The organism is Bradyrhizobium diazoefficiens (genome assembly GCF_016616885.1).
Taxonomy (GTDB): Bacteria; Pseudomonadota; Alphaproteobacteria; order Rhizobiales; family Xanthobacteraceae; genus Bradyrhizobium; species Bradyrhizobium diazoefficiens_F.
This window is the reverse complement of sequence record NZ_CP067102.1, coordinates 1,733,272-1,745,291: the sequence shown is the minus strand read 5'-3', so window position 1 is coordinate 1,745,291 and position 12,020 is coordinate 1,733,272. Positions and strand designations below refer to the sequence as shown.

Below are 12,020 nucleotides of genomic sequence, written 5' to 3'. Positions count from 1 at the left end.
CCTCGAATCTCGCGCTGTGATTCCCTGCTGCTGGCGGTGACGAGCGGAGGATTCGATGCGGCTACGGGAGCGTCGGGAGAGCGGCGATTAGGATCTGTTTCGTTCACGGTTTGACCAGATCATCGACACGGAACACGCGCTGGTGAAGCTGGCGCGGACGATCGATTGGGGATTTCTGGAGGCGAAGTTCGGAGCGGTCTACACCGATGACCCCGGCCGTCCGCCGCTGCCGACGCGCTTGATGGCGGGGCTGGCCATTCTCAAGCACACTTGTGACCTGTCCGACGAGGTGCTTTGCGAGCGCTGGGTCGAGAACCCCTATTACCAGTTCTTCTGCGGCGAGGAGTTCTTCCAGCACCGGCTGGTGTTCGATCGCTCGTCGCTGACGCGCTGGCGCAACCGCATGGGCGAAGAGCGGTTGCAGGCGCTGATCCAGGAGAGCCTGTCGGTGGCCGCCATGACCAGGGCGATCAAGCCGTCCGACCTATCCCAGGTGATTGTTGACACCACCGTTCAGCCCAAGAACGTGACGTTCCCCACCGATGCAAGGCTTCTGAACCGGGCGCGCGAGAAATTGGTGCGGTTAGCGAAGCTGACGGGGTGTCTTTGCGCCAGTCCTATGCGCGCCTGGGCAAGTTCGCCCTGATCCAGCATCAGCGTTATGCCCATGCCAAGCAGTTCAAGCGCGCCGCCGACTACGGCGTCAACGTCACCGCGCACCTCGAACTTCTGAAGACGGCTGAGCCGGCGGGCCGCAAGGCCGGCGTCAAGGTCAAGGACGTCGCCGGGCTGGTGTCGAAGCTCAAGAACGAAGCCGGGGTGCTCTGATGACGACGTTGCTGATTGCCGAACACGACAATGCGTCGCTGAAGGATTCGACCAACAAGGCCCTGACCGCGGCTGCCGCACTCGGCGCCGATGTCGATGTGCTGGTGGCTGGGGAGAATGCCAAGGCCGCGGCCGATGCCGCCGCCAAGCTCGCCGGTGTCAAGAAGGTGCTGCTCGCCGACGGCGCGCTCTATGCGCACGATCTCGCCGAGCCGCTGGCGGCGCTGATCGTTTCGCTGGCCCCATCCTATGATGCGATCGTCGCGCCGGCGACCTCGCGCTTCAAGAACGTGATGCCGCGCGTCGCCGCTCTGCTCGATGTCATGCAGGTCTCGGAGATCACCAAGGTGGTTGCCCCCGACACCTATGAGCGTCCGATCTATGCCGGCAACGCCATCCAGACGGTGAAGTCGAAGGACGCCAAAAAGGTCATCACGGTGCGTACCTCGACCTTTGCCGCGGCGGGTGAAGGCGGCAGCGCCACCGTCGAGAACGTCGCGGCGGCGGCCGATCCGGGCCTGTCGTCCTTTGTCGGCGAGGAAGTCGCCAAGAGCGACCGCCCCGAGCTGACCTCGGCGAAGATCATCGTCTCCGGCGGCCGCGCCATGCAGAGCCGCGAGAACTTCGCCAAATACATCGAGCCGCTCGCCGACAAGCTTGGCGCTGGTGTCGGTGCCTCACGCGCCGCGGTCGACGCCGGCTATGCGCCGAACGACTGGCAGGTCGGCCAGACCGGCAAGGTGGTGGCGCCCGAGCTCTATGTCGCGATCGGCATTTCCGGTGCGATCCAGCATTTGGCCGGCATGAAGGACTCCAAGGTGATCGTTGCGATCAACAAGGACGAGGACGCGCCGATCTTCCAGGTCGCCGACTACGGCCTGGTCGCCGATCTCTACCAGGCGGTTCCTGAGCTGACCGTGGAGCTTGGCAAGCTTGGGCGACAAGGCGCCGGCTATCAATGATGGCAATCACAATGCACCGGATCTTCCGCACGAAATGCGGCAAAAACTCCCTGCGCCGTAGCGAGCGCCACGTCATATTCGGTCTCTAGATCCGACATCGCCGTGTCCCGTTGCCTGCATCAAAACACAGCTAGGGCGTCGTCGAGAATTGGGCAGTTCTGGCTTCGTTGATCGAGACCTGTAAGCTCAATGGCGTCAGTGCCGAGCACTGGCTCGCTGATGTTCTCGCGAAGCTCGTCAATGGTTGGCCTGCGGCGCGACTGGACGAACTGCTCCCTTGGGCGTCGATCTACACGATGCATGCACACGATCCGAGGCTGGCGGCATGAGCCTGAACACGACCGCGGTCCGGATCAAGGTGACCCTCAAGGACGTGAAACCGGAGGTAATGCGATGCCTTGTCGTGCCGCTCACGCTGCGCCTTGATCGGCTGCATCTGACGCTTCAGGCGGCGTTTGGCTGGACGAACAGCCATCTCTTCGAGTTCCTGGCCGGCGAAGGACGTTGGGGTATCCCTGATCCCCATGGAGATTTTGACCCTCAGCCCATCGATGCCCGCAAGACGCGGCTCTCTAATATCGTTCAGGAGACCGGCGCGAAGACGATCCATTATCTCTACGACTTCGGCGACAGCTGGGATCACGTGATCAAGCTTGAAAAGTGGTTCGACAACACGACAACGGAGGGACTTCCGTTCTTGCTCGAGGCCGCCGGCCGTTGTCTTCCGGAAGATGTCGGCGGTGCGCCAGGCTATGCCGAATACCTCGACGCCATCAGCGACCCCACCCATCCGGAGCACGAACAAATGCGCCTCTGGGGTCCGGAGCAGTTTGATCCCAACGTTGTCGACCGGAAGGCGATCGAGGCCGCTGTCAATGCGTTGTCCGACATATGGAAGCCGCGCCGGCGCACCACGCGCTCAAAATAGACGTCAAGCGCCAATCAAATGGGCCTCAGAGCTACGCTTACTTTTGAGGTCACCGACAAGCAAGCTCAACTAGGGTCCCGGCCTCATGGCGCCCCGGAAATCTACGAATTGATATGACGCGGCGGGTTCCGATGGCGCGCTGATCTGCGAATGGCCCAATCGGGCTGTTGAAGAACTCAGGAGCGTGCGCATACGAAGCCTGAGTCGTCGCCGCTGTGGATCTAGAAGTGGCCGACGAGCCTACCTGCAGTGCCGATCATAGCCCATCCGCGACCGCAGGACGGATCGTTCTCGTGTCTTCCCATGAGAACTCTGCGCAGGGCGAACTGTTCGCGCGCCATGGCGGAAGTCGAGGAAGCCCTTCAGCCGCACCGGAGGCAACTTCACCGTCGGTGTTCTATGCAACATGCGGCGTCACGTTCATCGAGCGCAGGTCGTTGACGAAGTCTTCCGCATCGTAGGCTTTGTCCGCGCCAAGCATGATCGCTGTCGACCCGTCAGCGCGAGGCTCGATCATCTGCAGCGCGGCCACCCGTTCGTCATGCCCGTCGGCCTGCGTCAGGCAGGCGTCGATCAGCAGTCCGTGGCGGTTTCCCATCGGCGCGTGCCCAATGAAGCAGAGCTTCGTCTTCTTGCCTTCCCCTTGCGGTAGAGTCTGGCGTCCGGATCGGTGGTCGAAGTATGGGTGTCGTTCGAGCGTTTCTGGCCATGGAAGTTCGCTTCCGCATTGCGCCCGCGGAACAGCAGGTCGTATTCCAGCCGCTCCATCGGAAGCCGCTCCGAGCGGATCGAATAGAACGCCTGCATCAGTATCGGCCGCAGCAGCTTCTCCGGCAGGATCGACGGGCGCCCAATCGACGAGTAGAGCGTGGCAAACTCGCGCTCCAGCGACAACAGCACCTCGTTCACGATCGTCCGGATCGCTCGCAGCGGATGATCGCGCCGCACCCTCGCCTCCAGGTCAACGTAGCTGAACAGCTCGCTCGTTCGATTGTCCCCGCCGCGCACCCACCATCTCCGAATCTTGTCGGAGCCAATGAATCACCGTCACCGGTCGTCGGCGAGCGCACTTTTCAACGGGCTGCTAGATCAACCTCTCGATCAGCCCAACTTGACGTACAGCTTGCGCGAGATCAGCGTTAGTGGCTCGTGCCCGTTCTCGGTGACTGCAAAAGGTTGCGTAATCGTGATGCCCACATCATCGAGCCAGAGACCGGACATCAGATGGAAGCACATGCCGGCCTGCAGCACCGTCTTGTCTCCCTTGCGCAGACTGGCCGTGCGCATCTGCATCGATGGAGGGAATCCGATGCCGAGCGGATAGCCCACTCTCGCCTCCTTTTCGTAGCCATGCCTGGCGAGCGCCTGTGCGAACGCGGCCTGCACTTCTTCACAGATGCGACCCGGACGAACACTTTCCAGGCCCGCGTTCAAGCCCTCGACAACGATCTCCGAAAGCTTCTGGTAGGCGGGAGCGGGCTTGCCGACCGACACTGTGCGGGCGAGGTTGATCTGATAGCGATGCCGCACCCCGAACATCTCGATGTTAACGGTCGTCGATTCAGGCAGCGGTTCCTCGGTCCAGGCGGCATGGGGCGCGACGGCGCGCGGACCGACGCAAAGATTCGGGGGCGCGCTCGCATAGGTGCCGCCGAGATCGGGCGTGCCCGAGACCTGCTGGTGGTATATTGCTGCGGCGATGTCGCACTCGCGCACACCCGGCTCGATCATGTCGATTGCGCGCTGGATCGTCGCATCGGCGATGCGCCCGGCTTCCCGCATCACCGCGATCTCGGCCGGGCTCATTACAAGCCGGATCCAGTTCACCAGCAGGTCCGCGTCGACGACCTGTGCCTGCGGCAGGGCCTTGACAATGTCTGCGTGGGCGCGAGCGGAATAGTAGAACCCGCCCATCTCCACGCCGATTTTCGCCTTCTCGCCGCCATACTCCCTCACGACCTGAGCCATGAAGTCGTACGCGGACAAAGTGGCCGAACCGACATACACGTCTGGGTATGGCCTGATGTTGTCGTCGGACAGATAGGTGGTCATCCTCGCCGACACGGCGTCCATGAACCGCCCCATCCAGACCGGCTCATCCTGCTTTAGCGACACCATCACCATTTGCGGTGCGTAGAAGGAATACGCGTCGTAGCCGGTCAGGTAGTTCTGATTGGCAGGCTCGGATAGCAGGAGGATGTCGAGAGCTCGCTTCGCCATCTCCATCTTGACCTTAGCGAGGCGCTCCACAAACTCCGCGCGTTCGAAAAGCAGTTCCTTTTTCATGGGAATGTGTCCTTTGGTTAAAGAGGTGGCCGCGATAGCGTGGCGGTGCACAAAGAGCAACCTCCACACGACCATCTTCTAGCAGTCCGCTCTATTCGGATAAAAAGTGATTCTTTGTAGAGTTGCGGATTCTGCGATCCCGTTTCTGGCTGGCCTATCTGCGCCGTTACATTGATAGACGCGCCATTTGACGCTTGCCGATCTTCGCCCACAACATGCGCGTAATACGTAAGGATCGGGCAATTGCTGTTCGTCACCACGGGCTCACCTAGATGCAGGCCAATTCCCCAATGGATCATCTCCGCCTGGCGGCGAGTGTACCTGCCGACCGGTAATCCCCGAATAATGACGAAACCGCGGCCTTCGTTCAGCTGGCGCTTGATCGCCTTCAGCTTGTCGGCGAAATGACCCAGAGGGAACGCGTCCCTCGTCAGTGAGACGAGGGACGCGCCTGCCCGCTCGACGTGCAGCAACGCAGCCTCGAGTGCAGTTACATCGGCATCTTCAAGCCGGTAAACCCAATTGTTACGGCGCGTGATGTCCGGGCCACGCCAGTTGGCAGGGTCGATGAGGGGCCCATGCGGCGTCCGTGTTTCGCTTTTGATTCCGGCTTGCTCAAGCATCTTCAGTCCCCAGCTTGACGGGCAAACGGGTTCAGCCCAGCAGCCATGGCAAAAAGTATGCAGGAGAGCGAGCGCGCGAATCCTGCAAAAAATGGTGGCGCTCGTCCAGAATTCTGCACTGCGAAGCCTCGTCGATCGTGCCTGGCGTTAGATCCGGAAAAGCTTGCGCGAGGGTGAGGGCCATTAGCGCTTCGGCGCGGCTTCCGTGACACGCTAGCGTCCGGCTATTTCGACGCAGAGCAGGTCCGGCGGCAAATCTACGAACTGGGTACGCGCGATAACGCTCCACGACAAGAAGCGCCGGGCCAGATCAGCGGCGGAGGCCCCGGCCGGCTGCATCGGCCGCTTGTCTTCGGCCTGTGCGACGTTGGCCTAGGCTTGGGTCCCATCTCATCGTCTTGCCAGGTACCATCGCTGAAGAAGCGAGAGCTTTTCATTCGGTTCAGAGCCGGAAACCTGCCGAACCGTCAGAACGACTTCAGCGATCGGGACCGCGAAATGCGCACGCGTCTTTATTCGTCGCCTGAAGAAAGTCTAATGGGAGTGGTCGGTTCGATCGAGGGTCAACGTCCTTCGAAAGTGGGGCTTTCTGGCGACGTTCTTGTCCGTGATCGGCTTCTTCTTGGCCTTCATGATGTTGGGCAGCGACGCATAGCGCGGCTCGTTGAGACGGAGATCGGTGGTGACGATCGCCGGTCCCTTCAGCTTTACGGTTTGGAGGCCGCCGTCGACTTCGCGAGTGACCTTGAAGTCAGAGCCATCGACCTCGAGCTTCGAGGCGAAGGTCGCCTGCGACTAGCCGAGCAGCGCGGCGAGCATCTGGCCGGTCTGATTGCTGTCGTCGTCGATCGCCTGCTTGCCGAGAATGATCAGGCCGGGCTGCTCTTCTTCGGCGACCTTCTTCAGGATCTTGGCGACAGCGAGTGGCTCGACGGTGCCCTCGGCCTTCACCAGGATGCCGCGGTCGGCGCCCATGGCGAGACCGGTGCGGATCGTCTCCGACGCCTGCGCCGGTCCGATGGAGACCACCACGACTTCGGTCGCCTTGCCGGCTTCCTTCAGGCGCAGCGCTTCCTCGACCGCCATTTCGTCGAACGGGTTCATCGACATCTTGACGTTGGCGAGTTCAACGCCCGATCCATCGCCCTTGACGCGAACCTTGACGTTGTAATCGACCACCCGCTTTACCGGCACTAAGACCTTCATCGATCCTCTTTCGCTTGAAATTGCGTGAACAAATCGGTTGTCCATCTTATTGCGGATGCTCGGCGCGAAGGCGAAGAATGGCACTGACATAGTGCCGGCTTCGGCGCCAGGCCGATCCGATCGCGGGAGAACGCTTGCCTCATTCGGCCTCGCTCCCTTGAGCCGGAGGAGCGCCACGTTGGCGTTCTCGGCGCGCTAAATTGCCTTGATCGCAGGCAGGATAGCTTTGCGGGGCGAAGGCCGCGCTTGACCACTTCACTTTTACGCTCTTCACTTTCAAGTTGGACTTGCTTCTTGGCCGATGAGTCCTCCGAGCGCGGCGAGCCGCTGCATGTGGTGGTCTGCATCGCCGAGCAACTTGTCCAGCATGGTCGCGCGCTTGAAATAGTGGCCGACGCTGTACTCCATCGTCATGCCGATGCCGCCATGCAGCTGGATCGACTGCTGTCCGATCAGCTTGGCCGACTGGCCGATCTGGGCCTTCGCCGCCGAGATCGCCCGTTCGCGCTCGGCCGCGCCGTCTTCGCTCACCATCATCGTAGCGTACATCGCCATGGAGCGCGACTGCTCCAGTTCGATCAACATGTCGACCGCCCGGTGCTGCAGCACCTGGAATGAGCCTATCGTCGTGCCAAACTGCTTGCGCGTCTTCAGATACTCAAGGGTGGTGGCTTGCATTACCGCGAAGCAGCCGACCGCTTCGGCGCACAGCGCTGCGACCGCCTCGTCTGCAACCCGCGTGATGACCGGGAAGGCACCCGCCGGATCGCCGATGACATCGGCTGCCTGGACGCGCACATTGTCGAGTGTGAACTCGGCCGCGCGCAGACCGTCCTGTGTTGGATAGCCGCGGCGGGCAACACCGGGCGCACTACTGTTGACCAGGAATAGGCCGATCCCATCCTTCTCCCGCGTATCTCCGGCCGTCCGCGCCGATACGATGATCCTATCGGCCGCCTCGCCGTGGAGGACGAGACCCTTGATGCCGTTCAGAACCCACTCATCTCCGTCCTTCTTCGCCTGCGTTTGAACGTCGAAGAGATCGTAGCGCGACTGTGGTTCGGCATAAGCAAAGGCGAGCTTCATGCGGCCTTCCGCAATTGCCGGGATCATCTCGGCCTTTTGCGTTTCGCTCGCTCCTTGCCGTAGGATGCCGCCGGCGAGCACCACGGTCGCGAAATAGGGTTCGAGGATCAGCGCCTTGCCGAAGGCCTCCATGACGATCATTGTCTCAATCGCGCCACCGCCCAAGCCGCCATGCGCCTCGGAAAACGGCAATGCCAGAAGCCCGAGTTCAGCATAGCGCGCCCACATCGCCTCGCTATAGCCGACCTTTTCAGCCTGATACTTACAGCGATCGTTGAAGCTGTAGTTGTCGAGCATCACTCGCTCAACGCTATCCTTGAGGAGTTGCTGCTCCTCGGAATAATCAAAGTCCACTGCTGAAACTCTCCTGAATGGGCCTCACAGGCCTAGGATCACCTTGGCGATGATGTTCTTCTGGATCTCATCAGAGCCTCCGTAGATCGGCACTTTGCGCACGTTGAAATAAGCCGGCGCAATTGGTGCGGCCCAATCGGGCCCGATCGGCGGCTCCTTGCGCTCGATCTCCTCGTCCGACTGATACGGCAACGCGTAGGGGCCGACCACGTCCAGCAGAAGCTCCGCAATCGCCTGCTGGATTTCCGAGCCCTTGATTTTCAGAATCGAGCCCGCCGGGTCGGCCGTTCCCTTCTGCCGTTTCGATCTGTTGGAAACAACCCGAAGCTGCGTCATCTCCAGCGCCTTCAGCTGGACCTCGATGCTAGCCACCCTCTTGCGGAAATCCGCCTGGTCGATCAGCCGCTCGCCTCCAACCCGCGTCCGCGCAGCAAGCTCCTTGATGCGCTGAATGCGAGACATCGAGATTCCAATCCACGCCGCATTGCCGCGCTCGTTGCCCAGGAGGAACTTGGCGTACTCCCAGCCGCGGTTCTCTTCGCCCACCAAGTTCTCGACTGGAACGCGCACATCGTCAAAGAAGACTTCATTGACCTCGTAACAGCCGTCGATCAGCTTGATCCGGCGCACCGTCACACCAGGCGATTTCAGATCGATCAGCATAAAGGAGATGCCCTGCTGCCTTTTTGGCGCGGTGGGATCTGTCCGCACAAGGCAGAAAATCCAGTCAGCATATTGTGCGTGCGTCGTCCAGGTCTTCTGCCCGCTCACGATGTAGTGGTCACCATCACGCACAGCACGCATCTTCAGCGCGGCCAAGTCCGAGCCTGCACCGGGTTCCGAGAAACCCTGGGCCCACCAGTCATCAAAGTAGGCTATGCGTGGGAGAAATCGCTTCTTCTGCGCCTCGGTGCCGAAGGTGTAGATGATGGGGCCGACCAAGTCGTAACCACTGCCGGCTAATTCCGGCGCCGGCGCTTGGCCCATTTCCACGGCGAAGATATACTGCTTTACCGGACTCCAGCCTGTGCCGCCATATTCGACTGGCCACTGCGGCACGCTCCAGCCCTTCCTTGCAAGATTCTGAGCCCAGCACAGCGCTTCGTCCTTGCTGGGATGCCTGCCTGCGATGAGCTTCTCGCGAACCTCGGCGGGCACTTCGGACCCAAAAAACGCCCTGACTTCGTCTCTGAAGGCAAGTTCGTCTTCGGTAAAGCTCAGATCCATCGTTGCTCTCTTCGGGCAAACATTTCGGGCACGCCTGCAAGATCTGCCTACGCTCGTTGCTCGTCAAACTTTCTGCGGCGCTTTCCTGGTGATGAGGCAGTCGACCGCGGTCAGTCCGGTACCACTGGCGGCAAGGATGATGGGATTGACGTCGATCTCTCCGATCTCGTCGGCAAGATCGCTGCAGAGCGTGCTGAATTTGACGATGCAGTCGGCGAAGGCCTCGAGGTCCGGCTTTGCCCCGCCCCGCGCGCCCCGCAGAACGCTCGCGCCGCGCAGTCGCCCAAGCTCCGCCTTGACTTCGGCTGCATCGAAAGGGGGCATCAGCGCACGCACGTCCTTCAGCGCCTCCACCCAGATGCCGCCCAGGCCGAAGACGATCACCGGCCCGAATTGCGGGTCGAACGTCGCACCCAGCATCATTTCGATGCCCGGCTTGGCCATCTCCTGCACCAGCGCGCCGGCGATGTTCGCTTCGGGACATCGCGATCGCACCGAGCCCACGATCTGTTCGAACGTTGCGGCAGCCTGCTCAGACGAGGAGATGTTCAGCGCGACGCCGCCAACATCGGTCTTGTGCACTATGTCCGCTGACTCGACCTTCATCGCCACAGGAAAGCCGAGATCCTGAGCGACGCGCGCCGCCTGCTTCGCATCCGTCGCCAGCGCTTCGCGAGTGACCGGGATGCCATAGAGCGCAAGCAAATGCTTGCCCTCCCGCTCGGTCAGCACGTCGCCCTTGGCCTCGCGCAGGATGCGCACCGCCTCCGCATAGCAGGCGCTGCGCTGGCCGCGGTGCGCCGATAGGCGATTGCCGGGTTTGCGCGCGCGCTGGAACTCGGCATATCCAATCAGTGCGGAGAGCGCCTTCAGTCCCGGGCCCACACCTTGCAGGAAGGGCATGCCATCGAATTCGGCGGCCGGCTCGACCATCGCACTTCCCGGGCCGGGCGCTGCAAAGAAATGGCCGCCCGCGAGGGCCATCACCGAGAAGACCACATCCGGGGCTGCCTCTGCAGCACGCTTGAGCGCCTGACAGACGGGAGAACGCATATCGAGGCGCGACGGGGCTCCGCGCCCCCAGACCACCACATCATACGTACCGCAAGTCGCGAGCGTCTTCAGGGATTCGTCGATGATGTGCGTATCGTAGTCGGCTTGCGAGGTGAGGTCGAGCGGGTTGCTGACGTTGCCGAATTCGGGAAGAACGGCCTCCAGCCGCGCCCTTGCCTCGGCGGGTGGCGGCGGAAACTCGACGCCGAATGGCTCGGCGACGTCAGACAGTATGTTCACGGCGGTGCCGGAGAACGACGCAAGCGCGATACGCCGGCCGCGCGGCCGCTTTGTCGTCGACAGAGCGGCTGCAGCCTCAATCAAGTCATCGACCGTGTCGACGCGAACCACGCCCAGCTTCTTCAGCACGGCGTCGATCGCCACGTCCGAGCCCGCCACAGAGCCAGTATGAGCCAAAGCACCCTTGCGCGCAGCTTCGGAGCGGCCGATCTTGATCATGACGATCGGCTTGTTTTTGTCCGCCGCGCGCTCGCAGGCCTTGATAAATTCCAGAGGGCGCTTGATCTGTTCGCAGTAGCAAGCGATTACGCGGGTATCCTTGTCATCCGCGAAGTAGTTGATGAAATCCGCCACATCAAGGCAGGCTTCGTTACCGCTTGTGACGACGCGCCCGACGCCGATGCCGCGAGCCAGCAGGGGCATGACCAAACTGAACATAAGCGTTCCGCTTTGCACCACGGCGCTGACGCCACCTGCCGACAATGAATAAAAGTCTGCGGGGGTCGCAATCAGCCGATTTTCCCCGTTCAGCAACCCGTAACAGTTCGGGCCGACGACTGGAATGCCAGTCCGTTCGGCCCATTGGGCGAGCTGGAATTGCTTCGCGACGCCTTCGCCACGCTCCTCAGCAAAGCCGCTCGAGATGATCTGGATCGCGCGCACACCAGTCACTTCGCAATCGTGAAGTACTGCGGGTATGGCATTGCTGGGAACGGCGACTACGGCGAGGCCGATCGGAAACGGGATAGCCGTCAGGCTTGGAAAGCACGACACACCCTCAATCTGCTCGTAACGAGGATTCACCGCGACGAGCCGGCCCGAAAAGCCCCACTTCTTGATGTTCTTGAGGATTTCCGTGGCAATACCTCCCTTCGGGGAAGCTCCTACGATCGCCACGGATTCTGGCCGGAAGAGCCGGTCGATCTTGCTTGCCGCTTGGCGCTCACCGAACTCCTCTTCAACGGGCGCGGGCACACCACCAACATGCATGTCCATCCGCCTCTTCATGTCATACCGTCCTTTTTTGCTTCTTGTTTTCCGCACGCAGTTTCGTAGTGCAATTGATCAGATTTATCGCATTACCCAATGCTAGTCACGCTGGCCCAACGGACCCGTCGCTCAAGTATGCCCGCGCCTTGTTGGCAAATCTCCCCAATCTGGCGAGATAAATGCCGAAAATCTGCGCTCTATGGCGACAATGCGATGCTTCCGTGCGTAGCAATCGCC

At 61.3% G+C, this 12,020-nt stretch carries 7 protein-coding genes and 5 pseudogenes; 5 read left to right on the top strand and 7 right to left on the bottom strand.

Annotated features, from left to right (window positions below; translation table 11 throughout):
- Positions 1-94: 94 nt before the first annotated feature.
- The 5 genes and pseudogenes from JJC00_RS08100 to JJC00_RS08080 form a co-directional block, all read left to right on the top strand.
- Positions 95-690 (top strand): annotated as a pseudogene (locus JJC00_RS08100) (IS5 family transposase); the annotation flags it as partial.
- Positions 682-828, top strand: a pseudogene (locus tag JJC00_RS08095) (electron transfer flavoprotein subunit beta/FixA family protein); the annotation flags it as partial. The pseudogenes JJC00_RS08100 and JJC00_RS08095, both read left to right, overlap by 9 nt.
- Complete coding sequence (locus tag JJC00_RS08090) at positions 828-1,790, top strand: electron transfer flavoprotein subunit alpha/FixB family protein (protein ID WP_200472112.1); 963 nt, start codon at positions 828-830, stop codon at positions 1,788-1,790. The pseudogene JJC00_RS08095 and the gene JJC00_RS08090, both read left to right, overlap by 1 nt.
- Before the next feature lie 143 nt (positions 1,791-1,933).
- A pseudogene (locus tag JJC00_RS08085) lies at positions 1,934-2,119 on the top strand (transposase domain-containing protein); the annotation flags it as partial.
- A complete protein-coding gene (locus tag JJC00_RS08080; RefSeq protein WP_200472111.1) occupies positions 2,116-2,718 on the top strand; it encodes a plasmid pRiA4b ORF-3 family protein in 603 nt (200 codons plus the stop codon). The pseudogene JJC00_RS08085 and the gene JJC00_RS08080, both read left to right, overlap by 4 nt.
- A 400-nt stretch (positions 2,719-3,118) precedes the next feature.
- Here the strand turns inward: JJC00_RS08080 and JJC00_RS08075 are convergent.
- From JJC00_RS08075 to JJC00_RS08045, 7 genes and pseudogenes are all read right to left on the bottom strand, one after another.
- Positions 3,119-3,726, bottom strand: a pseudogene (locus JJC00_RS08075) (transposase); the annotation flags it as partial.
- A gap of 93 nt (positions 3,727-3,819) precedes the next feature.
- The gene (locus JJC00_RS08070; RefSeq protein WP_200472110.1) at positions 3,820-5,004 is read right to left on the bottom strand and encodes a M24 family metallopeptidase; all 1,185 of its coding nucleotides are present in this window, start codon (positions 5,002-5,004) and stop codon (positions 3,820-3,822) included.
- 17 nt (positions 5,005-5,021) lie between these two features.
- Positions 5,022-5,627, bottom strand: a complete 606-nt coding sequence (locus JJC00_RS08065; RefSeq protein ID WP_200472109.1) for a hypothetical protein — start codon at positions 5,625-5,627, stop codon at positions 5,022-5,024.
- A gap of 591 nt (positions 5,628-6,218) precedes the next feature.
- Positions 6,219-6,833: pseudogene (locus JJC00_RS08060) on the bottom strand (electron transfer flavoprotein subunit beta/FixA family protein); the annotation flags it as partial.
- 276 nt (positions 6,834-7,109) lie between these two features.
- A complete protein-coding gene (locus JJC00_RS08055) occupies positions 7,110-8,273 on the bottom strand; it encodes an acyl-CoA dehydrogenase family protein (protein ID WP_200472108.1) in 1,164 nt (387 codons plus the stop codon).
- A 24-nt stretch (positions 8,274-8,297) separates the two neighbouring features.
- On the bottom strand, positions 8,298-9,500 hold the full coding sequence (locus JJC00_RS08050) for an acyl-CoA dehydrogenase family protein (protein WP_200472107.1): 1,203 nt from the start codon (positions 9,498-9,500) through the stop codon (positions 8,298-8,300).
- A gap of 63 nt (positions 9,501-9,563) precedes the next feature.
- A complete protein-coding gene (locus JJC00_RS08045) occupies positions 9,564-11,789 on the bottom strand; it encodes an acetate--CoA ligase family protein (RefSeq protein ID WP_200472106.1) in 2,226 nt (741 codons plus the stop codon).
- Between the last annotated feature and the right edge of the window lie 231 nt (positions 11,790-12,020).